This window comes from Streptomyces sp. NPDC029164, from assembly GCF_055563995.1.
In genome coordinates, this window is the sequence record NZ_JBVHWW010000031.1 from 69,498 (window position 1) to 92,928 (window position 23,431).

Here is a 23,431-nt window from a genome sequence, read left to right on the forward strand (position 1 = left end):
CTCCACCATCCGCGAGCCCTTTCCCGGGCGTATCCGTCACTGTTCGGTCTGGTTGGTGCCGGGCTGTTGTGCGGTGGTTGGTGGTGCGAAGAGGGCCTGGACGGTTTCGGTGGCCAGCTCGCGCAGCCAGGTGTGGGCGCGGTCGTCGTCGTAGCGCTGGTGCCACAGCAGGTACAGCGGGACGTCGGGCAACTGGAGTGGCAGCGGCAGCGTGACCAGGCCGAGTTGTTGCCGGGCCGTGCGGGTGACCGCGTCGGGGAGGGTGACGACCAGGTCGGTTTCGAGGGCGAGTTGCAGGGCGAAGGCGGCGGTGGGCCCGGCGGCGGTGACACGGCGTTCGAGGCCGAATGTGGTCAGGGCGTCGTCGATCTGGTCGTGCGGGCGCCCGCGCCGCGAGACGGTGAGGTGTTCGGCGGCCGCGTAGCGCTCGAGGCTCGGCGCGCCTTCGGTGAGCGGGTGGCCCGGTCGGACGGCGACGATCAGCCGGTCCCTGCCGACGAGGCGGTGGCGGATGTCGGGAAGCGTCGGAGCGCCGGCGCTCGATTCGAGATCGACCTCGCCCCGGCGCAACTCGGCGTCGTCCGCCCCGGGTTCGGCGGACAGGCGCAGCCGGACGCCGGGGGCCTGGCGGCGGACGGCAGCGATCAGGGCGGTGCCCGAGGCCGCGGTCAGGGCGTCGTGCCAGCGCACGGTGAACTCCCGGTCCAGAGCCGCCAGGTCGAGTTCCTGCTGCGCGGACAGAAGTTGGTGGGCCTGCTGCACGAGGGCGTGAACCTGGGCGCGCATGGCCAGCGCGCGGGTGGTGGGGACCATGCTCCGGCCGGTGCGGACCAGGATCTGGTCCCCGGTGGCCTTGCGGATGCGGCCCAGGGAACGGCTCATCGCAGGTGCGGTGACGTGGAGACGTGCTGCCGCGCCGGCGACGCTGCCTTCTTCCAGCAGGGCGTCCAGGGCGGTGAGCAGGTTCAAATCCAATTGCATGGCGGTAACTCTACAAGTGACAAGCATGCACTTGTTGTTAACGATCGGGCGGCCTACCTTCGAAGTGCGGGGGCGAGACGACCGCCCCGCTTCGACAGATTCGAAAGATTCGACAGACCCCCCAGGGAGCCCGCCATGAGCACAGCCATGCCTTTCGGCGCCGGTACGACGCTTCTGTCCGACGTGACCGCCGCGGTGAAGGCCGCCGGCGTCACGCTGCGCGACCGCTACACCTCGCACGCCCGGGGCGTGAGTCTGGACGAGGTGGTCGGGGAGATCCACGCCAACGACGACGCCGTACTGGACGTGCTGCGGGAGCCGCTGCTGCGGGCCCGGCCGGGGTCGCAGTGGGCCGAGGACGAGCTGGCCGGCGGCGCGCTCCCGCCCGGGGAGTGGTGGGTCGTCGACCCCGCCGAGGGCAACATCAACCACGTCCACGGCATGGACGACTGGTCCGTCACCGCCACCCTGGTCAGCGACAACCAGCCGGTACTCACCGTCGTCCACCTGCCGCTGACCGGCGACACCTACACCGCCGTCGCCGGCGGCGGCGCCCACCTCAACGACCGGCCCCTGAAGGTGTCCGCCAAGACCGACCTGGGCGCCGCCCTCATCGGCACCGGCCAGGCCAAGCCCGGCGAGGACGAGCGCACCTTCCGGCGGATCGGTGACTCCGTGACCGCCATGCTCATCAACGGCCTGGTCGTGCGCGTGTCCGTTCCCGCCACGATGCAGCTCATCCACGTCGCCGCCGGACGCATGGACGCGTTCTGGCAGTTCTCCGACGTCCGCTCCGGCCTGGTCGCCGGCGCCCTGCTGGTCTCCGAGGCCGGCGGCACCGTCACCGACCTGGCGGGCGAACCCTGGAACACCGGCAGCCGCGACTTCCTGGCCGCGGCCCCCGGCATCCACGCCGCCGCCCTCAAGGTCCTCGCGCCGATCGCCTGACCGGACGTCTCCGCTCACCGCTCACCCACCCGATACCGCAAGGAGCATCACCGCATGACCAGCATCGGCATCCTGGGCACCGGCCGCGTCGGAACCAACCTCGCCGGCAGACTCTCCGCAGCCGGACACCACGTCACCCTCGGCAGCCGGAACCCCGAAGGCAGCCGGAACCCTGAAGACACGGCCGCCCGCACCGCCGGACTCGCCCCGCGGATCGCCTTCGCCGATCAGCGCACCACCGCCCGCACCACGGACATCGTGATCAACGCGACGCCCGGCGAAAGCTCCCTGGACCGGCTCACCGACCTGCGGGCCGAGCTCGCCGGCAAGATCCTCATCGACGTCTCCAACGCCACCCTCGACGCCGCTGACGGCCTGCCCGGCGACCTGTGCTATCCCGGCAGCAGCCTCGCCGAGAAACTCCAGGCCGCGCTCCCCGACACCCATGTGGTCAAGACCCTCAACACCATGCTGTTCATGGTCATGACCGCCCCCGAAACCCTGACCACCCCACCGACCGTCTACCTCTCGGGCGACGACGAACCCGCGAAGAAGACCGTCACCGGCCTGCTCGGCGACCTGGGCTGGCGGCCCGAACTGATGGAGGACCTCGGCGACATCACCACAGCCCGCGCCACCGAGGCCATGATCCTGACCGTGCCCCACGTACTGCGCCGCCACGGCTTCAAGCCCTTCGCCGTCTCCCTCGCCCGCTGACCACCCCGCGATCAGCTCGGCCGGCGCCCTGTCCCCACCATGCTGCCGCCACTCCTGAGTGCCGATTTATACAAGACCGTCCCTGGGGTACGCCCTCAGACTCATGCCGAGTTCCGCCAACCGCGTCTTCTCCTCCGGCCTGTTGTCTCGTGGGCCGGCCGGCCGAGTCAGTGGGCGCACCTCTACGTCAAAGGGGATGGAATCATGCGTATGACGAGGAATCTTGCAGGAATTGTCGGGGGCATCGCGCTGACCGGCGGTTTGCTGGTCGGGGGCGCGGGAACTGCAAGCGCGGCGGCGTCGGACTGCCCGTCGGGCTACTTCTGCGTCTGGTCCGGATCGAACTACACCGGCCAGAGGCAGCAGGTCGCCGGGACCAACGCCAGCCTGACCCAGTACGCGGTTTTCCAGAACTTCAAGTCCTGGTACAACCATGGTGCTTCCTGTGATTTCAAGGCGTATTCGGGGACGAACTACTCCGGCAGCAGCACCATCGTCGCCAGGGGGGCCAAGGGCTCCGGCAGCCAGAGCTACTACTTCAAGTCCAACAACTGGGTCAACTGCCGCTGACCGGCCGGTGGACGCATGAAGGCAGGGCCTCCTGAGCGCTCCGGGACGCGAGGAATCGCTCCCGAGCGATACCGGGAGGCCCTGTTGTCGTGGCCGTACTCGCCCGCGCCCGTTCACTGGTGATCGGACGTCGGCTCTGCGTTTCGCGGTCGTCGCCGCGGTCGGCGAAGACGCTTGCCGCACAGCTGTTGTGGCAGGCGGTGGGGCTGTCAGTGCCCGCACCTAGGGTGTCGACATGACCACGCGCACCGTCGAACAGTCCTGGGACCGCATCGAGACCTGGCTCGCGCAGCACGCTGCCGTCAGCCACGGGCTGCTCCGGCCCCCGGCCCTCCCGGAGGACATAGCGGCAGCCGAACTCCGTCTCGGAGTGCGGTTCCCGCCCGACCTGAGGGACTCGCTGCTGCGCCATGACGGCGTACAGCTCCAGGACGGCACGCTGACGCTGGGGTACTACGGACCGCTGTCCGGGGTCGAGGACATCATCCAGAGCACCGAGTTCCTGCGGGACATCGGCGCGGACCTCGACGAGGACGAGGCCGAACTCGACGAGGAGGAACGCGACCAGTACGCGTACTGGCCCCACGAACGGCTGCTGATCACCCTGGGCATCGGCTGGCAGTCCTCCGACGGACTCTTCCTCGTCTCCCGCCCCGGCCCGCACCACGGGCATGTCGGCCGGTACTTCGACGAGGACGGCCCGTCCTTCACCCGGTGGCCGGGGCTGCGCCACGCCCTTGCCGATTTCGCCGCGGCTCTCGAGAACGGCACGCCCTTCAACGGGCGGACACCGCTCGCCTTCGAGGGCAGGCTGATCTGGGACGACGGCGGAACGGTCATCCCTGATCCGCTCTCCCCGCTCGGCCTCGCCGACGAGGCCACGGAGCCACTGCTGCCGCCTGCGCCCGAGCCGGTTGAGTCCGCCCCGCGGCCCGACGGGGTGTACGCCGTGCTCACGTTCGGGGCCCCGGCCGCGCAGGCACCGCCACGTCAGCCGGACGTCGTCTTCGTGTCCGGTATCCCGCCCGAGGAACTGCTGGACAGGCTGGGCTGCGTGCCCGCGACCGTCCGGCCGCGCAGCCGGGAGCAGACGCGGCTGTCGGCCGCCGCACCCTGGGCGGCCTACCGTCCGACGGCCCGGGCCGGGTGGTGCGGTGACGGGTGGTCGTACGCCACCCAGGAGAGCGGAGACGCCCAGTTCGGCCGTCCGGAGGTGCTGCGCCGGCTGTCCCGCGGGACTCGGGTCGTGAGGCTCTCGAAGCAGGGGCCAGAGGTGCACGTCACCGTATTCGACGACGGTGTCGAGCGACACGAGGCGGCCCGCCGGGTCGACTCACCGCGCGAGGACTACGTGACCGACGCCGACGGGCGGCCGGTCCTGGGACCCGACGGGCAGCAGTGGCAGCGGATCGGCGTCGATCCCTGGCCCGGCTCGACGGCCGCGTACACCCGGCTGCTGGCCGGCCTGGCGCAGGAGTACGGCATCACATGGCACCCGGAAGGCGACGGCGACGAGCCGCTGGCGAGCGCGCTGCTCCTGCCGGTCCTCGACGACCTGCCGCCGACACGGCATCCGGTCTCCTCGGTACGTGACTTCGACCTCGGCAGCCTCGTCGACAGGACGCCGCCGGAGCGGTTGCGCTCCGCGATGGCGGCGCAGCTCGCCCGGCTGGCGTCCGAGACCGGCATCGACACCTACCCGGAGATCGCGCAGGCACTGGAGCGGATCCGCCGGGACGAGCCGGTGGATGTCCGTGCCGACGGGCCCCTTGACCTGTGCATGAGAACCCTCTCGGCGGAGGCCCGGGCGGCACGGGGACTGCTGGACGAGGCCCGGCACCACACGGACCCGGCGCCGGTCACCGCGGCCGACCACGCCGCGTGGGCCGTACGCGACTCGGCGGCCGGCGCTCTGCGCGAGTTCCTGCTGCTGCCCCTGCCGGCCGCTGCCGCGACCATCCTGAGCCAACGCCTGTCCGTACGCTGGCGCGACGACCTCGCCGCGGACCTGGCCGGATGAAGGCTGTCCCGCACGTACGGCTGTGCCTTGAGCGGAGGTCGGCGCATGGGGGTAGGGGCCGCAGATGGTGACGCATGACCAGCTGACCGGGTGGGCCGGCATCGGCCAGGTCACGCGAGCCGGGCTGGAGGATGTGGCCGGCTGGCGGATCCCCGACCCCATGAGGGTGATGCTGGTCGAGGTGGGCATCCCTGTAACTCCACGCCTGATCGAGCGAGTCGTGCTTCAGCACGAGGCTCATCCGACCCTCCGAACGTCCCACGGACCGCTCTACCGTCTCACCGAGGACGCTGACCCCGATACGCCGGCCGAGCGGTCGTCGTTCGGCCTCGAGCCGGAGACGGGGGCGGTCTACTTCGTCATGCCGGACGGGGAAGCATGGTTCGCCAACTCCAGTGTCGGCACGTGGCTTGAGGTCCTCCACCATTACGGCAGCTCCGTCACCGCCTCCAAGCACCTCAGCGAGCCGGACGGCCCCGAGGAGCATCTCTCCGAAGAGGAGGAGGAGCAGGCCTTCGCCGAGTTGAACCGGTTGGCCAAGGAGCTGCAGGAGATCGACCCTGCGGCCTTCAAGGGGTACGAGGGGTTTCTCTGGCCGGGACTCCTGGACCGCTGGCTCTACTGACCGTGACCTGGCAGGGCCACGGACCGTGCATCTCGGACGGCGGGCTCCGCCTCCGCGATCCGGACGACGAGTCCCGCCTCCACCAGGCCCGGTGCAAGTCGACCCCGTGCCCACGGGGATGGTCCGGAGGTCAGGCCGTTGTACCTGGGAAGTCGCCCCCGCGCCCGCGGGGGATGGTCCCTGGGCGACGACAGGCGCCAGCGCGGTGAAAATGTCGGCTCGCCGGCCTCCTCATCCTGGCGACCCCGCTCCTGCTCCCCCGGAAGGACCACGCGCCCGAGCCCGAGCGAGAACCGGCCGGGGCCGGTGGGCCATGGTCAGGTCAGGTCACGGGCGCGTCGCATTGGGGCGAGGGCTCGGGCGTCAGGTTCCATGCTTCGGAACTCACCAGGCCTTCCCTCACGGCCGGTGTCCACTTCTCCATGCGCGCCACGACCCCACCGCTGCCACGAATCCACGCCCTTTCATCCGGGTCTATGAACTCCAGCCGGAGTTGCGCGAGGTCTGCCTCCGCAAGCTTCAAGGACGGCTGCTCTTGGGCCATGGACTGGAGCAGGACCTTGTTCGGGATGAAGATCTGCTTGCACGGCCGCAGAAGATCCAAATCCCACCACACCTGGCTCGCCGGGAGCGAGAGCCGCATCGTCATCGGCCGGGAACTGCCGTTCACCACGATCACCTCCGACCCCATCCGGTAGAAGTCGACGCGCTCGGTGTACACCTTCTCCCTCTGATCCCGCAGGCGCTGCTCCTCCCTGCTGACGCGCTGCTCCTCCCGGCCGGCGCGCTCGTCCGCTCGGCTCGCGAGGTGTTCGGCCCGGATACCGAGGATCAGGCCCGTCAGCGACGCGATGACGGTGACGGCCGCAACCGCGAACTTTCCGAGATCCACCGCGGTGACGACGTACTGACGGGGGGCTCGTGGACGCGCCTCCTCAGCCGCACTCGCCTCCCCGGACGCTCTGCCGTCCCCGCTTGCGGTCTCCTCCTCGGGTGCGCTTGCCTGAGCCGGCAGGGGCGGCGGCTCACCGGAGGGCGACCCTTCGTCCTCGGAGCCGGGCGCGCGTTCCTGGCCTTCGCGTTCAGTCATGGACCCATAGATGTCCAACCGACGGCGTACGCACGCACCGCACCGTCCGGTACGTGCCCCAGGGGCGGGGGCCGCGGACATGACGGAGCTGTGCCGGGCCGCGCACGGCGTCACCAACCCCGCCGTGGCCACGCCTGCCACCAAGAGCTTCGACTGAGCGCCGCAGCACCCGCTCTGGCCAAGCGCTGCACCGCCTGCCTGGATTCAACCTGCGTCCACACCAGTCGCCTGGCCCCCCACCGGTATCGGTTCATGCTCAGCCAGGTGGGGCGGACGAGCCACCGTCCACCGGCCGCGAGCATCCCCGCCAGGGGAGGAGGCAGGGATGCGGGGGTGTTCGGGTGCCGTACGGATCCGGGCGGCAGCCCGTCGTGCGGACGGGCCTGCCGCAGACCGTCGGGGAAGGGCGGCATGCGGCAGAGCCCACTCCAGAAGCCTCGGGCTCGCTCAGGAACAGGTTCCTCCGGCTGCACTGTGGAGGACGGCCCGGGTGCCTGTTGGCCACCGGGCCGTCCGTCAGCTCGAAGGGTCGGCCGTACAAAGTCAGAACGTGTACACCGGGTTGCCGTTCAGGGTCGCGGACATCATGCACGCGTTGGAGAAGGTGTGCTTCCAGGCGACGCGCCTGCCGTGCAGTACGCCGTCCGCGGTGATCGTGACGGGGTCGAAGTACTTGGGGCATGCCCGCGATGTATTCGGTGTCGCCAGCAGGCGGTTGAGTTCTCCGTCGGTGGCGTTGAGGGCGTCGCACGCGGCCCTCGGGGCGGGGTGAGTGCCCTCGGCGGTGTAGGCGCAGCTGAGGGTCGACGCGCGCATGACGGTGTCCGTGGGTGCGCCGGAACCCTGGGTGACGGTGAAGACCATCGCGGACGGGCTGTGCAAACTGGCGGGTTGAGCCTCCGCGAGTCCCGTGGTGCCTGCAAGACAGAGGAGGCTGAGGGCGGATACTGCGACGATGTGGTGACGCATGACAGGTTTCGCCTTCGATTCTGGGATGACTGCGATTCAGGGCCTGCGATCTGGTGCTCCACTGGGGATGAGCCTGGCAGGTCCGAAGGAGGGTCGCCAACCGGCGGTCGATTTACGGACAGATGATGTGAATGGCGGATCATCGGTCGGAGTTCGCTCCAGCTGGCGCGGTACATCCCAGGCTCCCGAGCGGCTCGGGGTGGGGTGCTGCCCCGCCGCGCCGTGTTCCTCCCTGGTGACGGCGGTGCGCGGTTCGCCGAATCACCTTCCAGGGTGATGGGATGAATGCGGTCAACCCAGGTCTCAGGCGCGGAGCTCCTGACTGAATCCGGTCCGGCGCCGCTCGGCGGGAACGTGGCCGGTGTCGATGAAGAGGAGGGGCCTTCCTTGAGGCCCGACGCCCTGCGGGGTTGGAGTATTCGGGCGCTCGTTCGGCCGGCAGCGGGTTCGTCAGGCTCACGTGAATGGAAGCCCGTACCCCGTCCGTCCTCCTCCTGTCCGCCGCGCGCACCTCGACCGCCGAACTCATCGCGCGGGCGGCGGCCTGGCGCGGCTACGACGTGACCGACCGGGCGGCGGGTGGCGAAGGCCGCAGGGTGCACTGGTACGGAGGTCCCCGTGCGGCCGCACGTCATGCCGGCCCGCTGGGCCTGGGCCTGCTCGAACGGGCCGACGACTGGCTGACGCACCTACCGCGCCCCCTCCTGCGGCGGCGCGTGCGGCTCACCACCCTCGGCGAGGCACGGGAGCTGCGGGAGCGGGTTTTCGTGAAGCCGCCCGCGGCCAAGATCGACCTGCTGCCCGCCGCCGTCAGGTTGGAGCGGCACGGATCGGCTGCTGGTGAGGGAGATGCTGCAGGCTGGGTAACGGGTGTGGTCCAGCTGCTCTTCCAGCGAGTCGGCCCGTCCCCCGGCCGTCTGCGCGTGGACCGCATCGTCGACGAAGCCCATCACAGCGCCAACCCCGTCCGGCTGATGGAGCTCTTCGGCCTGTCGGACCTCTCCGCCACCGGCTACGTCCTGTCGGCGCACCCGGAGAAGACGCAGGGCGCCACCGCCCCATAGAGGCCTGATCTCGTATAGCGCCGCAGCCCTGGCGTGACAGCCGGACTCCGGTCCTGGCCCGGAGCCGTGGTGAAGGCGGCGCTGCACCTGCGTGATCCGGTCGCCGCCTGCTGAGATCAGCTGGGCGGATTGGAGATCTTAGGGGGCCTGTTCCGGCGCGGGCGCGGCGGTGGTGGAAGTGCTGGTCCAGCCGGCGAGTATGCCGAGTGCTTCGGCTGAGGGGGAGGCGGGTTCGGGGGTGTAGATGGCGAGGCTCTGTTCGGGGTCGTCTTCGGCGGCGAGGACGACGTAATCGAGGGTGAGGTCGCCGACGAGCGGGTGGTGCAGGCGCTTGGTGCCCGTGGCGTGTGCGCGGACGTCGTGGTCGGCCCAGAGCCGGCGGAAAGTGTCGCTGTGCAGCGACAGCTCACCGATCAGCTCGGTGAGCTGCGGGTCGTCGGCGTGGCGCCCGGCGTACAGGCGCAGGCTGGCCCCCGTGTCCCGGGCCACCCGTTCCCAGTCGGTGTAGAGGCTGAGGGCAGCCTGGTCGAGGAAGACGAACCGGGCGAAGTTTCGGTCGCGGTGCGGGCGGGCGGCGAAGTCCGCGAACAGGGCGTACCCGAGCGGGTTGGCGGCCAGGACGTCCAGGCGTCGTCCCTGGACGACGGCGGGGACGCCGAGTGCGTCCAGGGCCCGGTAGAGGGCGGGGCGGACTCGCTGCGGGGCGAGGGGTCCTTTGCGGCGGGTCCGGGCAGCGGTGGCGGGCTGGGCGAGGTCGAAGAGGTGGGCGCGTTCGGGGTCGTCCAGGTGGAGGGCGCGGGCGACGGCGTCCAGGACGGCTTCGGGGACGCCTTGGGTTCGGCCTTGTTCCAGGCGGATGTAGTAGTCGACGCTGACTCCGGCGAGCTGGGCGACTTCCTCGCGGCGCAGGCCCGGAACGCGGCGGGGCCCGGCGTGGGGGGCCAGGCCGGCCTGTTCGGGGGTGATCCGGGCCCGGCGGGTGCGCAGGAACTCGCGGATCTCGCTGCTGCGGTCCATGCACCCACCGTACGGCGCGCCCGTGGACCTGCCGGGCAGCGAAAGGGGTACTGCTGGACCCCTGGACGAACGAGCCCTTGTACGGGCCTCCGCGGCGGGTCGGCGGGTGGTTGCCTGGATAGCGGTCCTGCTGCACCGCACACCGCACCACCGAAGCACGTAGCGCTGGGCGGGCAGGACGTCTCGCGCATCGGCCTGGGCGCCATGACCATGGCCGGCATCCACACCACCGGCGAAGGGCTCGACGACAGCGAGTCGATCCGCACCATCCACCGGGCACTCGACCTCGGCGTCACACACATCGACACCGCCGAGATCTATGGCCCCTTCCACAGCGAAGAAGTCGTCGGCAAGGCCATCAAGGGCCGCCGCGACCACATCGTCGTGGCCACCAAGTTCGGACTGGTCTCCCACTCCGGCGACAGCCCGGCCCCGGGCGTCACCGACAGCACCGCCGCCAACGTGAAGGCCGCCGTCGAGGGCTCCCTGAAGCGTCTTGGCACCGACCACATCGACCTGTACTACCAGCACCGCGTCGACCCGAACACGCCCATCGAGGAGACCGTCGGCGCACTGGCCGAGCTCGTCACTGAGGGCAAGATCCGCTACATCGGGCTCTCCGAGGCCAGCCCCGCAACGATCCGCCGCGCCCACGCCGTGCACCCGGTCGCGGCCTTGCAGACCGAGTACTCGCTGTGGACCCGCGACGTCGAGGACGAGATCCTCCCGCTGCTGCGTGAACTCGGTATCGGCTTCGTCCCGTACTCGCCGCTCGGGCACGGTTTGCTGACCGGGCAGATCCGCTCCGTCGACGTTTTCCCCGACGATGACTGGCGCAAGACCAACCCGCGGTTCACCGGCGAGAACTTCCAGCGCAACCTGGCGATCGTCGACGAGGTGCAGGCGATCGGCGCCGAGATCGGCGCTACGCCGGCGCAGACCGCGCTGGCGTGGATCCTCACCCGTGGCCACGACATCGCCCCCATCCCCGGTACCCGGCGGGCCGCTCGCGTCGAGGAGAACACCGCCGCAGACGGCATCGAGCTCACCCCGGCCCAGCTGGAGCGGCTGAACCACCTCACCCCCGCCGCGGGCGAGCGCCACGACGAGGCGAACATGGCCGGCATCGACCGCTGACCCCGCCGAACACGGCCACGGAGTACATCCCCGGCACCGCCGGTTCCGGCGGGAAGTTCCCACAGGATTCGGCGAACCCGTCGGTTTCAGGTCGTCGGCGACAGCATGATCGACGCTGCCATCTGCGACGGGGACATCGTCACCATCCGGCGCCAAGACTCCGCCGACCACGGCGACATCGTCGCTTCTCCGGGGCTGAGGGTGTTGCGCGAGTCGAGTTTCGCCTTCGTGGCGCAGCTCAGCACCGGTAAGGAACACGGTAGCGGCCGCAACAGGTGTGGCTCTGTCCCCCGATCGGGGTGTTCCGTCGTGTCGCTGTGGGTGGCCTGGTCAGTTCCGGTTCGCCTCCAGAGTGTCCTTGGCCACGAGCGTGCCGTTGAACCAGCAGAGCCGGTAGAGGTCGACCGGTTCGAGCAGGTCGCGGCCGGAGCGGTAGAACTCGCAGTTGGTACCCGGCGGCCGGGGTGCGGAACGGGCGTGGTCGGGCGGATACGGGAAGGCGCGGGCCGGGAGTAGATGGCTGAGCTCGGCGCGGGGTCGTCCCGGCTCCAAGGCACCGAACCGGGACGGCGGCAGTACGCCCGTCGTCAGCTGCCAGGCCAGATAGGCGGCGGCCGGGACGAAGAACGCCGCTGCGGCGACGGGCGCCGCGAAAGCGGCAACGGTGCGGCGCCGTGCGGTGCGCCGCACCGCGGCGAGCCGTTCGGTGGATTCCGGGGCGGCGCGGTGGGCGGTGTGCCTGCCGCTCCCGATGGCGACTGTCTGCGTCAGGGGCCGGGCCGGAGCCTGGTGGGGGAGGACGGCGGTGACATGGAAGCCGCCCTGGTGGGGGCCTGTGTGCAAGGTGCCGCCGAGGACCATCACCCGTTCCCGAAGCCCTGTCAGTCCCCGGCCTCCTGTGGCGGGCGCCTGCTCGCCGGCGTGCCTGGCCGGTCCGTCCTCCCGCGCGGCGGCGTTCACGACACTCACGCGGGTGTGGTCGGTCGCGTGGTCGATTCCTACCCTGACGGCGCGGCCCGGGGCGTGCTTCACGGCGTTGGTGAGCGCTTCCTGCACCACCCGGTACATCCCGCGTTCGACCAGCGGTGGCAGCGCCGGCGCCGCTCCGCGCTGCTCCCAGCTCACGGGCACCCCGGACGCGGCCGCCCGGCCGAGGAGATCCGCGACCGTGTCCTTGACAGACGGCCCGCCTGCGCCCGCCGCTGTCTCGGTTCCCGCTTCCCGTGGGTCGTGCAGGACGGTAATGGTCTGCCGCAGCTGCTCGACGGCGTCAGCGATCGTGCCGCGCAGCTCGGCGAGGTCGGCGCGATCACGGTCGGTGAGGTCGGGGGAGAGTTCCAGGGCACCGGCGCGCAGGGCGACCAGACTCAGGACATGGCCCAGTGAGTCGTGCATGTCGGCCGCGATGTCCGCGCGTTCGGTCAGCCGGGCCTGCTTCGCGACGAGGTACTGGCGCTCCTCCAGGCTCTGAGCCAGCCTCCATCCGTCCTGCACGAGTTCACGCCGCCCCCGCCAGTGGCGTCCCGCCAGCCACGGCAGCAGGAGAGCGGCGGGTATCACCGTCAGGGTGTAGAACCACCACACGGCCGACACCCGCAGTAGGGTGCAGGCCGCGACATCCACCCCCAGGCACGTCGCGAGCACCATCAGCGGCCCCCGGACCTGGGCGACCCGCACGCCGAGCAGACAGCTCAGCGCGGCCAGCGACAGGACATGGGCGTTGGCCGGGGTCGCGGAATCGGCCAGGCCCAGTGCGCACAACCCGTTGACGAGGAGCACCGCAACCGCTGGCCGGCTGCGGGACAGCGGTACGGTCACCACCAGCACGGCCAGGGGGAGCAGTAGGTCCACCACCGGCGAGGCGGCCTTGCCCGCGTCCTGGAACCCGTATCCGGTGGCGGCGGCCAGCACGGCCCACAGCCCCCCGTCGGCGAGAACGAGCCTGGTCGAGGGGATGTGAGGGTGCCGCATGATGCGTGAATCCTTTGAGTCGGTGCCGGGACGTGCTTGTGTCGATTCTCTGCGACGTGCACCGGGCGCCCGCCGACGCCGACTGCTGTGGCAGGGGTCCGGTATGGCGCCGACGCGCTGTCAGGCGTCCCTGCGGCGCAGCACGTACAGGCCGGTCACGTGCGCCGCCGCGGTCCACGCGGCCACGATGAGGACGGCTGTCCCCCAGGAGTACGGGGCATCGCCGCCGACGCGCATGAAATGGTCGCCCGCTCCGTACGGCAGAGCGTCGTTCACGGCCGCGAGTGTGTCGCTGCCGAGCCCGAGGAGCACGCTCGGCAGCGCCCACAGCAGGGCGACGAGGACCGACAGTGCGCCGGCCGGGTGCCGCGCGGAGAGGGCCACACCGACGGTGAGTACGGCCACGAGCGCCTGGTAGACCCCGATCGCGAGGATCTGACCGACGGTCGTGCCGGCGTCGAACGAGGCCCGCCCGTCGAACGCCACCCAGGCAACGACCGTGCCCACCACGGCGAACACGGCACCAGCGAGGAATGCGACCATGCCCGTCACCAGCGCCTTCGCCGCCTGGACTCGATGCCGCCGCGGCACCCACAGCAGGGAGGCCCGCATGGTCCCCGTCGAATACTCGGAGGTCACCGCGACCGTGGCCAGGACGGCGACGGTGAACTGGGTGACGACGGCGGAGGCGGCTGCCGCGTTCCCCACGGGCTGGACCGTGTGTTCGTTGATGCGGGCGATCGAGGCGTAGTAGAAGGTGAACACGGCCGTGACCGCGAGCCCCGCCAGAAGACAGAGGTAGGCGGTCCGGACGGACCAGAGCTTCGTCCACTCGCATGCCACGGCCCCGGCGAAACCACCAGGCGTGCTCCGTCCGGGAGCCGCCTGCTCCTCCCGCGGCAGAGCATTCGTCCGCTTCCCGGATGACGTCGCGGTGATCACTGCTCTCCCCTCTCTGTAGTGGCGCCCGACGCATACTCGACGCTCCGCGCGGTCAGGTTCATGTACGCCTGCTCCAGCGAAACTCTTACGTCGCTCAGCGCGTGCAGCCGCACGCCGCAGTGGTGGGCGAGGTCACCGACCTCGGCCGCGCTCATGCCGCCCACGGAGAGCTCCCCCGACGCGGACGTCTCCACGCTCACGCCGTCGGCCGCCGTCAGACAACCGACCAGCGTGGACCGCCCGTCCGGGTCGGGCACCGAGGCCCGTGCCGAGGCAGGCGACGCTGCGGACAGGAACTCCGAAAGGGAGGAGTCGCTCAACAACCGCCCCCGCCCGATCACGACGAGGTGATCGGCCGTCACCTGCATCTCGCTCATCAGATGGCTGGAGAGGAACACGGTGCGCCCCTGCGCCGCTTGGTCCCGCACGAGCCGGCGGATCCACTGCACACCATCGGGGTCGAGGCCGTTCACCGGTTCGTCGAGGATCAGCACGGGCGGGTCGCCAAGCAGCGCGCCCGCCACTCCCAGCCGCCCGCTCATTCCCAGCGAGTACGTTCCGGCCGGTCTGCGGGCCGCCTTGGTCAGGCCCACCGCCTCCAGCACCTCATCCACCCGGCGTGCCGGAATGGCGTTGGCCCGGGCCTGGGCGAGCAGGTGCGCGCGGCCGGAACGGGCCGGGTGGACAGCCCGGGCGTCCAGCATCGCCCCGACCGCCCGCAACGGCCGGCGCAGGTCCGCATAGGGCCGGCCGGCGATCAGGGCCCGGCCGCGCGTGGGGTGGTCGAGCCCCAGGATCATGCGCATCGTGGTGGACTTCCCGGCCCCGTTGGGGCCGAGGAAGCCGGTCACCCGGCCGGCTCGGATATCGAACGTCAGATCGTCCACGGCCAGCGTGTCGCCGTAGCGTTTGGTCAGTCCTCGGAGGCTGATCACAAATATTCCTTCGCTGTCGGTCAGAAGGCTCGGCGCACGGGACGCGGAGCGGCGCGTACGGAACGCGGGGTCCGCCGCGATATCCGTACGGCAGGGACGCTACGAGCACCAGCTGCCGACACCTATGGGCCGAAAGGAAGGGGCATCCTGCCTTTCGTCGGGGGAGTGCCCCGCCCCTGGGTGGAAGTGCGGGGCTCACCACCGGTATGGCCGTGGGCCGGCCGTAGGCTCCTCGCGTGGAAGAGACGACACCGAACAGTCGACCTGTACGCGTCCTGGTGGCCGACGACGAGGCAATGGTCCGGGCCGGCGTACGCGCCATCCTGGCCCGGGACCCGCACATCGACGTGGTCGCCGAGGCGGGCGACGGCAACGAGGCCCTCGCACTCACCCGCCGACACCGGCCGGACGTGGTCCTGCTGGACATCCAAATGCCAGGCCTCGACGGGCTGACGGCGGTAGCCCGGCTTCGCCACGAACCGACAACCGTCGGTGTGATCATGCTGACGACCTTCGGCCAGGACGAGTACATCACCCGAGCACTCGAGGAAGGCGCCGACGGTTTCCTGCTCAAGGCGGACGACCCCAGAGAACTCCTCAACGGCGTAAGGGCGGTCGGCGCCGGCGGCGCCTACCTCTCCCCCCGAGTTGCCGGCCGGGTCATCGCCGGAATGCGCGCCCACCGCACGGCGCACCCCCACCGCTCCCTGGACAGGCTCACGCAACGGGAGCGCGACGTCCTGGCCGGCCTCGCCGCAGGGCTGTCCAACGCGGAGATCGCGACCCGGCTGCACCTCGTAGAGGGCACCGTGAAAGCACACGTCAGCGCCGTCCTGACGAAACTGGGCGCCCGCAACCGAGTGGAGGCGGCCGTCGCCGCCCACGAGGCGGGCCTGCCACCGCAGCCCCGCGGCTGACCTGGGCTCCCGCCCCGGACGGTCACGATGATGGACACCGGAACGCGGCGGCGTGCACGCTTCCTCGGACACGCGGAGACCTGTGCACACAGTTGGCCGCACAGGCCATCGCCTTGAGGGAGGCGGTCTGCGGCCTCGGCCCGCGCTGGATGGTCACGAGCTGACAGCACCCAGCCTGCTGGGCAGAGCCGCGTCAGCGAAGGTCCGGAGTCGGGGGACTGGGCCGAGGTTCTGCGGGTGCGATCGGCCGGCGAACACCCACGGCTTGACGGCTTGACTGCATGAGGTGTCTTTCCTCGCGATAGCCCGAGGGAAGAGGTGCGAGGGGGACCGGGCGCCACGTGGGTGGCTTTGTCCCCGAGAGCCAGGAACGTTTGTTGGTCACCGCTGGAGACACTCCGTCAGCGAAAGCCCGCTCACCGCCGCGTATCGACGGTCCTGCCCGGCGCGGTTCGGGCCGAGGCCTCTCTGCCGATTCGGAGTACGGCGAGGCCCCCGACCCCGGAAGTGGGATCGGGGGCCTCGCCGTGAAGGGGCTGTCCGCGGGTCAGTGGTGGAAGGCGTCCTTTGTCTTCTCCTTGGCCTGGCGGGCGTCGCCCTTGGCCTGCTCGGCGCGGCCTTCAGCGGTCATGCGCTCGTTGCCGACGGCGCGGCCGAGGGCCTCCTTGGCCTTGCCCTGGGCCTGCTCGGCATGGTCCTTGCTCTTCTCGGTGCCCGACATCGGGGACCTCCTCGTCGTTGTACCGGATCGGTCGTGAACGCTCTCCTGCTCACATCCGCCGCCCGTAAACGGGGCGGGTCCTGGAGTCGCGGCGGCCTGCTCCGAGCGGAGCATGAATCCCGACGGCGGGCCGGCACAGTCGGGCCGTGCAGGGTCAGGCCCCTTCCCGTCGTGCGGGGGAAGGGCCGCTACAGGAAGCGGCGGTACGTGACGTCAACGGACCCACTGTCCGGTGGGGGTGCGGGGACAGCAGGGGGTCCGGTGCTGTCCACAGCAGACGCAGTCGCCGCCAGTCTCCGCTCGAACGCGGCGCAGAAGGCACTGCGCCGCTCGGTGATTCACCGGCGGAGGAGACAGGTGCTTCCGGTGGTCGTAGGGGGACGGAGAGCACCCACATCGAGGCCCCCACGCCCTGACCGACGTGCCGGTGTCAGCCTCGCGGCCCCCTGGTCTCCTCCGCGCGGCGGAAGGCCTCGTCGCATGGCCTCGTAGAGCGCCTGGCGACCAGGGTGGCGCGGTTCAGGAGGCCGCCGTTGTGCACGTCCAGTCGCCGGGAGCCACTGCTCAGAGCCACCTCCAGCACGGGGCCCCCGCGCCGGGCCATGACCTGCCAGCCGCGTTCCTCCAAGGCCGTCTCCAGGGCCCCGCATATGCGGGGATGGTGCGCCACCGGCGCCGACCTGATCGTCTCCAACTGGTCCGGCACCAACTACGACGGAACGCAGCGCTCCTACCTCCGACTGTCCGCAGACGCGCAGAACACCCAGGTTGCCGGCCGGGTCGAGTTCGTCGACGCGCTGTACGGGGCGACCCGGCACGTCGTCTACGGCGCAGCAAACGTCCTTGACTTCCACGCGGCAACACCTGTCGCCCGGCAGACCGTCACCGTCAACCGCACCGACGGAAGCGCGCTAGCCAGCCTGCTGACCGCCCTGGCCAGTGTCGGGCTGATCGTGAACAGCTCCACCGTCGGCCAGTACAGGCGCCTGCCGAGCGACCAGAACCTGCGGCCTGGACCGGCGACCCCAACGACGCCGGGCACGTCACCGCGCAGTCCAACGCGGGAGTCGCGAGCCGGATCACGCTCGTGCAGATACCGATCCGGGAGCAGATCACCTGGTCGAACATCTGGCTCGGGCTGAGCGGCCTCGACGCGGGCGCCAGCTCTCGAACTGCTACCTCGGGGTCTACAGCTCGGCGGGCACCCTGCTGGGCACCACGGCGGACATCTTGTCCAGCCTGATGACCAACGCCATCGCCAAGCCTTTGGCGCTGGCTGCCCCGTTCACGGCGCCGGCGGGGATGTACTACATCGCGATGCTGCTCAACGGCACTTGGGCGACCAATAGCCTGACCTTCAAGGCCACCGGCGGATCAGCGTCAACGCGGGTCTGTCCGCTCGAACTGGCCTCGCAGACCACCACGATCATCAACACCGGCTGGGCACCCCAGTGGTACGGCGTCTCCTGAACAGCACCACGCCCCCTCTCCGGCCTGCGGGCCGTGGGAGGGGGTGCTTTCGTGCGTCCCGGCCCTCGGTCTTGAACACCACCTGGGGCCGGGCCGGCGCTCCGGTGACGAGCCGGGGCGATCGTCTGCCCCAGGGCCGAAAGCCCGGCCGGTGCCGGTCGGCGGACAACACCTCGCTGTAGTCGGTGATGTCCTGCATCGCGGAGACCACCGTCCGCAGCGAACCGCCCGCCTTGCTCCGCAAGACAGCACCAGTCGTCTTGTCCCGAACTACGCCGTACTCGCGCAGGAAGGCATCGCAGTGGTCCTGGGTGACCGCGGCGAGCGTGGTGATCCGGTGCTCGGTCAGCCAGTTCAGCCAGAACGTCAGGTGATAGAGGCGGGCATGGAGGGTGCGGGGGTGCCGTGCGGTCCGGCGGGCCCTCGGCAGGGCAAGGACATGCTCGTCCCGCGTCGCGATCCAGGCCAGGGGAGTTCCTTGACGATCACGCGCCATGGCGGGTGGACGATCCGGTTGAACAGCAGGTTCTTCTCCGTCACCTTCATCTGCACTGGTGCATCGGCCCAGCCGACGAACGACCACACATCATCCTCGAAGCGCGGTCGCGGGCAGCCGTCCAGCCAGGTCAGGCGGGCGGTGGCGGCGACATCCGCGCCAGCGAACACCGACCGGGCCGCGGCCCCCGCCGGATCAGGAACAGGAAGCAGGCTCACGCCGTGCTCTCATCGGCCCGCAGCGGCAGCTCGGCGTCTTCGTCTCCGACGTCCCCCTGTGCCGCGGCGATGGCGGCCTTCTCGAACCGAGGCAGGATGTCCGCTGACAAACGGCGGGCGTAGGGGGCGAACACCGCAGCGAACTGCTCGCGCGGCATCTGCCGGAACTGCCGGGCGAAGAAGGCCTTCAGCCGCAGCAGATTCGGCAGGTGGCGCGGGGCGAACAGCGCAAGCGGGCAGAGGAGGCAGACCCAGGGCCGGGCCGGACACGGCTTTCCCTTCGGCCCGTGCAGGCCGGCGAACTGGTCGGCGCAGGCCCCGCTGAACACATCCCGCTGCCCCGACATCAACTCGCCCAGCGCTCCCTGGGCCAGGCCGAGCCGGCGCACCTCCTCAGGCAGACCGGCGGCGGTGGCCGCCTCGTCGATGACCAGCGGAGCGCTCGCGCGCCGCAGCAGATCGCCCTGCGCGTCCCGGGCGATGTCCTCGACCACCGCCTTCTGTGCCGGGGTCGCGGCCGACAGGTAGTGATCGCCCTCGACCTCCGGCGAGTGGTTCGGGTCGATCGTCGCCCGCAAGGACCACTGCCGGTGACCGCGCTGGGCGATGAACGTCGTCCTCAGCCGCCGGCGGTCGATGCGCAAGGGGTGGCCGTCATCACCGCGCAGGTCGTGGGCCTTGACCCACCCGCGCATCATGTATTCCTCGAAGGCGGCGCGGGAGCACCGGCCCTGCCGCGTCACCAGCCACACATCGCCGGCCAGCCCGTCCGGGGCATGCCCGCGCAGCAGGGCGCTGTGCTGGAGCCACTGCTCCAGCAGCAGCGATGCCCGCGGCGACAGCACCAGGCTCTCGTCCGCAGTGCGGCCCTTGGCGTAGGACAGCAGCGTCGCCTGCCTGCCGGCCCAGCGGATCCCGGACACATCCAGGCCGGCCAGCCCGTCCGGGACGATGCCGGTCCAGGCCGCCAGCAGCAACATGAAGGGAATAGCGTCCCTGTGGGACGGGAACAGCCCGGCCCGGACGCCCTCGATGCCCCGGTGGCACTTGGTGAACACATCCGGCGTGATGCCCAGATGGGCGGCGGCCTCCGTCCTCGTCACCGGCCCCATCCGAAGCATCAGCCAGGCCCCGTTCGCCCTGCTCCAACCGCCGACCGCCGGATCCTGGCCCCTTTCAGCGAGGGCGATCATTCCCTTCTGTTCGTTCCCCAGGCGGCGTACCTCCTGCTTGCAGAGGTCGATCAGCCGGTTCCACTCGGTCGGCGCGTAGGGCGGCAGCGGACCCTTGACGGCGGGGCGCTTGTAGTTCGTGCCGAATACCATCTGCCGCACCGGTTCGGGAAGCACCCGGTGCCGGGCATCGAAAGCGCGCAGGATCGTGCGCGTTCGGCATTCGACCAGGTAGTGCGACCGCAGCCAGAACGCGCCGAGCACCGCCCTAGTCAGATCGGCCGCGGAGCCCGTGAAGCCGTCATCGGCCAGTTCGCGGACCATCCGGCGCAGGTTGTAGGTGAAGCTCTTCACCGTGGTCAGCTTGGCGAGCGGCCCGTCGGGATGGACTGCAGCCGCCAGGCCCTCGGTCAGATCGGCCGCCAGCCGGGGGTTGGGCAGGTCACCGATGACGATGACCGTCGCCGCCTCGCCGGGAAGGGACAGCTTCAGTGCGAGCGGATCGCGCAGGACTTCGGCCGGCATCAGAACTCCTCGGCGAACTCGGCATCGGCCTCGGCGAACGCGGCCGCATCGGTGACGTCGCGGCCGTTCTCCCAGGCCGCGCGATAAATCCGGTGGACATCCAGGCGCTTGAGGTAAATCTCCGTGGTGACCACGCTGGAGTGCCCCAGCAGGTCTCGCAGGATCAGCAGCGGATCGGCTTTCAGTAGGTAGAGCGCGAGACCGGAGGCATCTGCGGTCGCCGCGGCGAGCTGGGCGGCCTGCCGGTAGTGGCCCTCGACCAGCTTCTCCAGGGTCGCCATCGCGAAGGTGTGCCGGCCACCGGTGCGGCGCGACATCGGGAAACCGAGGCTCGAAGCGTTCGCGGATCCGGCGGGCCGTGCGGCGAAACAGCGTGCCCCAGTCCACGAAGGGCCGCCCGTCGTAGCTCAGCGCCAGCAGCAGCGAGCCGCCCTCCGGGCCGACCAGCCGCAGCCGTTCCTCCGGCCGAAGTGCTGCCCAGCGTGTGCGCCGGCCGTTGACCCGGCCGCCGTGGAAGTCCGCCTCCTCCACCACCAGTGGCCTCCTTGGCCGCCACGATCCTTGCGACATCTCCCTGTCCAGTGCGATGGAGGAGTGCACCGCCGCCAGCGAGGCGTAGTCGATCCACGTCGTGCGGTATTTCCGCCCCTTGGCCGCCAGCTCCGGCACCGCCCACGGGATCGGCACGTCGGTCGGCTCGGCGGGCAGCGGCGGAACCTCATGGACCAGCAGGCAGGAGAACTCCCGGCTCCGCATTCCGGTCCTCAGCACCAGACCGCCCATTGCCGCGTTCCGGCCCGGGAACCGGCCGCGGAAGCTCGCGTCCTCCAGGCCGTCCGGCCCCAGCCCGGCCAGACCGTGGCGAAACAGACTGGCGAAGTCCGACTCCAGTACTGCACCCTCACGTGCGGCTTCGGCCGCCGCAGTCGGGCCCGGTTCCGCCCCGTCTCCACCAGCCGGCCCTCGACCATCCGCCTGCCGGTGCCCACCGTGAACGGCACCGCAGAAGCCAGACCAGTCGTAGAACCGGCTCAGCGCTGTGACCTGCAACTCCCACGACGAGGACTCCAGCCTCTCGTCCAACAGCCCCGACAGCCGGCGGTCCGCGTACGTACCGAGCGCGGCCACCAGCTCCCGCCGTGTGCCGAACACCGCGACACGGTGCCGCCGTAGATGCATCAGCCAGTCCCTCGCCGCCAGCGCGTACGCCCGCCACGAATTCGGCGACGGCGCCCCACTCGACGGCAGCGTACGAAGCCAGGTGTTCACCGCCCGCATCGCCCGCGGGCCAGCCTCGTCCTCGAACAGGAAGTCGTCGAACAGCACCGGCATCCGCTCGGGGATCAACGGCTCGCCATCGAGCCCCCAGGACTGCCAGCCCTCCGCAGAGAAGAAGTGCACCAACATGCGCCGGGACGGTAGGTCCCGGACACGCCCCTCAGCAACTGCTAACCCCACACCCCACCAACGGGAGTTGAGGAATGTGAGACACGCCAAGAAAGCAGCGACAAACTGGGGCCAGTCCGACTTCGACTCCGAGGCCAAGGGCGCCACCGTCGCCGCCCCGGTGAGGTACGAGCACGAGGACGGCACGGTCACCACCGTCGGCACCGACGGCGGCCGCCGCGCCTGCCTCCACCATGTACTCCAGTACACCGCCACCCAGGGCCTGGTCCTCGTCGCCGGCACCCGCGCCCTGGCATCCGCCTACACCCGGCCGCCATGGCAGCCGCCACCTCGTGATCTCGGGAACCACCCACTTTGCCGCGGACCGCAGGGTGCCCCACGGCCTCCTCCAGCGGCTCGCCGAGGCCACCGGCAAGAAGCCCTTCTTCAACCTGGCCGACTTCGCCATGAACGGCCGGTACTGCCTCGACCTTCTCTGCACTAACGAGGTCACCGGTGGTATCCGAAAGTCATCCGGTCGTGTACGGCGCCGGTGCTGGCCAAGGTCACCGCCACCCGCCTACGCCGCCGCGCTGGCCTGCCCGTCCTGCTGCGGAAAGGTCATCGTCACGGCTGGCGGGGCCCGATTCCAAGGCGCGAATGTGTTCGCTCCTTAAGCAACGGCACGCTAGTTGGCGACCCAATGAGGCTCACGGCCATAGACTATGAGTGACGGTGATATCCGCCCACGCCTCATCGTCTGACCGGTATTCATTATTCAAAACACCTATCGTCACCTGTTTTGATCCTCTACCGCCAGGCAGGACCAAGCTGGCAGGATGTACTTGCCCATCGAGATCGGTGGAGCGACAGTTTGACCCTTCATACAGCAGCAAGTTTGGCGTTACCGAAACAAACTCATCGGCGTTGAGCGTTACCCGGATATCCAGCTCTCCCCTGGCCTCGGCAGCGGCACACTTGCTAACCCAAAAGCGCGTGGTCCTACTGTCGTGCTTAAGGGTGAACTGCTTTCGATATGGCTGTTTCTGGCGGTCAAATCCTCCTCCGCCGATACCGGCCGTGCTCAGAACGCGAAGCTCTCCACTAACAACAACGATGTGAGCGAAAGCCGCCGTAGCGGGTTCCGTCATGCCTACGAACGGAACAGGTGCCAGCAGAACTGCGCTTGCTATGACATTTGCCAGCTTCATCACGCAACCTCGCGGATGTTGGGCGATCCTAGGGGGCGTCAAGCCTGCACGGCCCGTTACCAGATTCCCCCTGTGATGGCTTGCGCGCATCTCGACGACACCCGCCCCGAGCCGTACGCCTGGACCTCCACCTGCGGCGCGTCCCGCTCCTTCCCGACCAAGGACGACGTGTTCGACACCGCCTGGCGGCACACCCACCCCACCCGCCTCGACAGGCTGCGGCAGTGGGCCACCCGCCTGCTCCGCACCCGCCACACCCGCTGACCCGACTCCCTGCCTGGCCCTCGGCCACCCGCAGCGCCCCGCCGACACCAGCGCGAAGTCGGCGG

The 23,431-nt window shown here is 70.2% G+C and carries 24 protein-coding genes and 1 pseudogene; 13 read left to right on the forward strand and 12 right to left on the reverse strand.

Features of this window, described 5'->3' with window-relative positions; translation table 11 throughout:
* Positions 1–36 precede the first annotated feature (36 nt).
* Positions 37–981, reverse strand: a complete 945-nt coding sequence (locus tag ACZ4VT_RS27450) for a LysR family transcriptional regulator (protein ID WP_467953531.1) — start codon at positions 979–981, stop codon at positions 37–39.
* A 135-nt stretch (positions 982–1,116) separates the two neighbouring features.
* Between ACZ4VT_RS27450 and ACZ4VT_RS27455 the strand changes: the two genes are divergently transcribed.
* The 5 genes from ACZ4VT_RS27455 to ACZ4VT_RS27475 all read left to right on the forward strand — a co-directional run bounded on the left by ACZ4VT_RS27455 (position 1,117) and on the right by ACZ4VT_RS27475 (position 5,861).
* Positions 1,117–1,929: an inositol monophosphatase family protein gene (locus ACZ4VT_RS27455; RefSeq protein ID WP_467953533.1), complete on the forward strand. Its 813-nt coding sequence runs from the start codon at positions 1,117–1,119 to the stop codon at positions 1,927–1,929.
* A gap of 54 nt (positions 1,930–1,983) precedes the next feature.
* Complete coding sequence (locus ACZ4VT_RS27460; protein WP_467953535.1) at positions 1,984–2,646, forward strand: NADPH-dependent F420 reductase; 663 nt, start codon at positions 1,984–1,986, stop codon at positions 2,644–2,646.
* Positions 2,647–2,856: 210 nt separating this feature from the next.
* Positions 2,857–3,216, forward strand: a complete 360-nt coding sequence (locus ACZ4VT_RS27465) for a peptidase inhibitor family I36 protein (RefSeq protein WP_467953537.1) — start codon at positions 2,857–2,859, stop codon at positions 3,214–3,216.
* A 235-nt stretch (positions 3,217–3,451) separates the two neighbouring features.
* Positions 3,452–5,236, forward strand: a complete 1,785-nt coding sequence (locus tag ACZ4VT_RS27470; RefSeq protein ID WP_467953539.1) for an SMI1/KNR4 family protein — start codon at positions 3,452–3,454, stop codon at positions 5,234–5,236.
* Positions 5,237–5,300: 64 nt separating this feature from the next.
* Entirely contained in the window at positions 5,301–5,861 is a 561-nt protein-coding gene (locus tag ACZ4VT_RS27475) for an SUKH-4 family immunity protein (protein ID WP_467953541.1), read from the forward strand.
* A gap of 322 nt (positions 5,862–6,183) precedes the next feature.
* Here the strand turns inward: ACZ4VT_RS27475 and ACZ4VT_RS27480 are convergent, their stop codons facing one another.
* Complete coding sequence (locus ACZ4VT_RS27480; protein WP_467953543.1) at positions 6,184–6,951, reverse strand: hypothetical protein; 768 nt, start codon at positions 6,949–6,951, stop codon at positions 6,184–6,186.
* 10 nt (positions 6,952–6,961) lie between these two features.
* On the opposite strand from ACZ4VT_RS27480, the gene ACZ4VT_RS27485 reads away from it, so the two are divergent.
* A complete protein-coding gene (locus ACZ4VT_RS27485) occupies positions 6,962–7,108 on the forward strand; it encodes a hypothetical protein (protein WP_467953545.1) in 147 nt (48 codons plus the stop codon).
* Between the two features lie 386 nt (positions 7,109–7,494).
* Here the strand turns inward: ACZ4VT_RS27485 and ACZ4VT_RS27490 are convergent, their stop codons facing one another.
* A complete protein-coding gene (locus ACZ4VT_RS27490) occupies positions 7,495–7,815 on the reverse strand; it encodes a subtilase-type protease inhibitor (RefSeq protein WP_467953547.1) in 321 nt (106 codons plus the stop codon).
* 569 nt (positions 7,816–8,384) lie between these two features.
* Between ACZ4VT_RS27490 and ACZ4VT_RS27495 the strand changes: the two genes are divergently transcribed.
* Complete coding sequence (locus ACZ4VT_RS27495; protein WP_467953549.1) at positions 8,385–8,984, forward strand: hypothetical protein; 600 nt, start codon at positions 8,385–8,387, stop codon at positions 8,982–8,984.
* A 138-nt stretch (positions 8,985–9,122) separates the two neighbouring features.
* Here the strand turns inward: ACZ4VT_RS27495 and ACZ4VT_RS27500 are convergent, their stop codons facing one another.
* A complete protein-coding gene (locus ACZ4VT_RS27500) occupies positions 9,123–10,001 on the reverse strand; it encodes a helix-turn-helix transcriptional regulator (protein ID WP_467953550.1) in 879 nt (292 codons plus the stop codon).
* A 114-nt stretch (positions 10,002–10,115) separates the two neighbouring features.
* Between ACZ4VT_RS27500 and ACZ4VT_RS27505 the strand changes: the two genes are divergently transcribed.
* On the forward strand, positions 10,116–11,138 hold the full coding sequence (locus ACZ4VT_RS27505) for an aldo/keto reductase (RefSeq protein ID WP_467953609.1): 1,023 nt from the start codon (positions 10,116–10,118) through the stop codon (positions 11,136–11,138).
* Positions 11,139–11,225: 87 nt separating this feature from the next.
* Positions 11,226–11,327, forward strand: a pseudogene (locus ACZ4VT_RS27510) (LexA family protein); the annotation flags it as partial.
* Positions 11,328–11,468: 141 nt separating this feature from the next.
* On the opposite strand, the gene ACZ4VT_RS27515 reads toward ACZ4VT_RS27510, so the two are convergent.
* From ACZ4VT_RS27515 to ACZ4VT_RS27525, 3 genes are all read right to left on the reverse strand, one after another.
* Positions 11,469–13,109, reverse strand: coding sequence for a sensor histidine kinase (locus ACZ4VT_RS27515; RefSeq protein WP_467953551.1), 1,641 nt, complete (start codon positions 13,107–13,109; stop codon positions 11,469–11,471).
* A 120-nt stretch (positions 13,110–13,229) separates the two neighbouring features.
* Complete coding sequence (locus tag ACZ4VT_RS27520) at positions 13,230–13,952, reverse strand: ABC transporter permease (protein WP_467953553.1); 723 nt, start codon at positions 13,950–13,952, stop codon at positions 13,230–13,232.
* A 95-nt stretch (positions 13,953–14,047) separates the two neighbouring features.
* Positions 14,048–14,986, reverse strand: a complete 939-nt coding sequence (locus tag ACZ4VT_RS27525; protein ID WP_467953555.1) for an ABC transporter ATP-binding protein — start codon at positions 14,984–14,986, stop codon at positions 14,048–14,050.
* 296 nt (positions 14,987–15,282) lie between these two features.
* Here ACZ4VT_RS27525 and ACZ4VT_RS27530 point away from each other — a divergent pair, with 296 nt between their 5' ends.
* Positions 15,283–15,903: a response regulator gene (locus ACZ4VT_RS27530; protein ID WP_467953611.1), complete on the forward strand. Its 621-nt coding sequence runs from the start codon at positions 15,283–15,285 to the stop codon at positions 15,901–15,903.
* A 547-nt stretch (positions 15,904–16,450) separates the two neighbouring features.
* Here ACZ4VT_RS27530 and ACZ4VT_RS27535 read toward each other — a convergent pair.
* Entirely contained in the window at positions 16,451–16,624 is a 174-nt protein-coding gene (locus ACZ4VT_RS27535; protein ID WP_467953557.1) for a CsbD family protein, read from the reverse strand.
* Positions 16,625–17,274: 650 nt separating this feature from the next.
* Here ACZ4VT_RS27535 and ACZ4VT_RS27540 point away from each other — a divergent pair.
* Both ACZ4VT_RS27540 and ACZ4VT_RS27545 read left to right on the forward strand, forming a co-directional pair.
* The gene (locus ACZ4VT_RS27540; RefSeq protein ID WP_467953558.1) at positions 17,275–17,766 is read left to right on the forward strand and encodes a hypothetical protein; all 492 of its coding nucleotides are present in this window, start codon (positions 17,275–17,277) and stop codon (positions 17,764–17,766) included.
* 100 nt (positions 17,767–17,866) lie between these two features.
* A complete protein-coding gene (locus ACZ4VT_RS27545; RefSeq protein WP_467953559.1) occupies positions 17,867–18,094 on the forward strand; it encodes a hypothetical protein in 228 nt (75 codons plus the stop codon).
* A 366-nt stretch (positions 18,095–18,460) separates the two neighbouring features.
* Here the strand turns inward: ACZ4VT_RS27545 and ACZ4VT_RS27550 are convergent, their stop codons facing one another.
* The 4 genes from ACZ4VT_RS27550 to ACZ4VT_RS27565 all read right to left on the reverse strand — a co-directional run bounded on the left by ACZ4VT_RS27550 (position 18,461) and on the right by ACZ4VT_RS27565 (position 23,102).
* Positions 18,461–18,808, reverse strand: a complete 348-nt coding sequence (locus tag ACZ4VT_RS27550) for a hypothetical protein (RefSeq protein WP_467953561.1) — start codon at positions 18,806–18,808, stop codon at positions 18,461–18,463.
* Entirely contained in the window at positions 18,805–20,505 is a 1,701-nt protein-coding gene (locus ACZ4VT_RS27555; protein WP_467953563.1) for a hypothetical protein, read from the reverse strand. The genes ACZ4VT_RS27550 and ACZ4VT_RS27555 overlap by 4 nt, the downstream gene beginning before the upstream one ends.
* Positions 20,505–20,822 carry a hypothetical protein gene (locus tag ACZ4VT_RS27560; protein WP_467953565.1) on the reverse strand — a complete coding sequence of 106 codons (318 nt, stop codon included), beginning with the start codon at positions 20,820–20,822 and terminating at the stop codon, positions 20,505–20,507. The genes ACZ4VT_RS27555 and ACZ4VT_RS27560 overlap by 1 nt, the downstream gene beginning before the upstream one ends.
* Positions 20,823–22,601: 1,779 nt before the next feature.
* Positions 22,602–23,102, reverse strand: coding sequence for a hypothetical protein (locus ACZ4VT_RS27565; RefSeq protein ID WP_467953567.1), 501 nt, complete (start codon positions 23,100–23,102; stop codon positions 22,602–22,604).
* A gap of 75 nt (positions 23,103–23,177) precedes the next feature.
* On the opposite strand from ACZ4VT_RS27565, the gene ACZ4VT_RS27570 reads away from it, so the two are divergent.
* The gene (locus ACZ4VT_RS27570) at positions 23,178–23,366 is read left to right on the forward strand and encodes a hypothetical protein (protein ID WP_467953568.1); all 189 of its coding nucleotides are present in this window, start codon (positions 23,178–23,180) and stop codon (positions 23,364–23,366) included.
* Positions 23,367–23,431 lie beyond the last annotated feature (65 nt).

Bases quoted from the DNA above. Each gene is read 5' to 3' on its own strand.
- ACZ4VT_RS27450 (WP_467953531.1), bottom strand. From the start codon at position 981: ATGCAATTGGATTTGAACCTGCTCACCGCCCTGGACGCCCTGCTGGAA.
- ACZ4VT_RS27455 (WP_467953533.1), top strand. From the start codon at position 1,117: ATGAGCACAGCCATGCCTTTCGGCGCCGGTACGACGCTTCTGTCCGAC.
- ACZ4VT_RS27460 (WP_467953535.1), top strand. From the start codon at position 1,984: ATGACCAGCATCGGCATCCTGGGCACCGGCCGCGTCGGAACCAACCTC.
- ACZ4VT_RS27465 (WP_467953537.1), top strand. From the start codon at position 2,857: ATGACGAGGAATCTTGCAGGAATTGTCGGGGGCATCGCGCTGACCGGC.
- ACZ4VT_RS27470 (WP_467953539.1), top strand. From the start codon at position 3,452: ATGACCACGCGCACCGTCGAACAGTCCTGGGACCGCATCGAGACCTGG.
- ACZ4VT_RS27475 (WP_467953541.1), top strand. From the start codon at position 5,301: ATGGTGACGCATGACCAGCTGACCGGGTGGGCCGGCATCGGCCAGGTC.
- ACZ4VT_RS27480 (WP_467953543.1), bottom strand. From the start codon at position 6,951: ATGACTGAACGCGAAGGCCAGGAACGCGCGCCCGGCTCCGAGGACGAA.
- ACZ4VT_RS27485 (WP_467953545.1), top strand. From the start codon at position 6,962: ATGTCCAACCGACGGCGTACGCACGCACCGCACCGTCCGGTACGTGCC.
- ACZ4VT_RS27490 (WP_467953547.1), bottom strand. From the start codon at position 7,815: ATGGTCTTCACCGTCACCCAGGGTTCCGGCGCACCCACGGACACCGTC.
- ACZ4VT_RS27495 (WP_467953549.1), top strand. From the start codon at position 8,385: ATGGAAGCCCGTACCCCGTCCGTCCTCCTCCTGTCCGCCGCGCGCACC.
- ACZ4VT_RS27500 (WP_467953550.1), bottom strand. From the start codon at position 10,001: ATGGACCGCAGCAGCGAGATCCGCGAGTTCCTGCGCACCCGCCGGGCC.
- ACZ4VT_RS27515 (WP_467953551.1), bottom strand. From the start codon at position 13,109: ATGCGGCACCCTCACATCCCCTCGACCAGGCTCGTTCTCGCCGACGGG.
- ACZ4VT_RS27530 (WP_467953611.1), top strand. From the start codon at position 15,283: ATGGTCCGGGCCGGCGTACGCGCCATCCTGGCCCGGGACCCGCACATC.
- ACZ4VT_RS27535 (WP_467953557.1), bottom strand. From the start codon at position 16,624: ATGTCGGGCACCGAGAAGAGCAAGGACCATGCCGAGCAGGCCCAGGGC.
- ACZ4VT_RS27540 (WP_467953558.1), top strand. From the start codon at position 17,275: ATGCGGGGATGGTGCGCCACCGGCGCCGACCTGATCGTCTCCAACTGG.
- ACZ4VT_RS27545 (WP_467953559.1), top strand. From the start codon at position 17,867: ATGACCAACGCCATCGCCAAGCCTTTGGCGCTGGCTGCCCCGTTCACG.
- ACZ4VT_RS27555 (WP_467953563.1), bottom strand. From the start codon at position 20,505: ATGCCGGCCGAAGTCCTGCGCGATCCGCTCGCACTGAAGCTGTCCCTT.
- ACZ4VT_RS27560 (WP_467953565.1), bottom strand. From the start codon at position 20,822: ATGTCGCGCCGCACCGGTGGCCGGCACACCTTCGCGATGGCGACCCTG.
- ACZ4VT_RS27565 (WP_467953567.1), bottom strand. From the start codon at position 23,102: ATGAAGCTGGCAAATGTCATAGCAAGCGCAGTTCTGCTGGCACCTGTT.
- ACZ4VT_RS27570 (WP_467953568.1), top strand. From the start codon at position 23,178: ATGGCTTGCGCGCATCTCGACGACACCCGCCCCGAGCCGTACGCCTGG.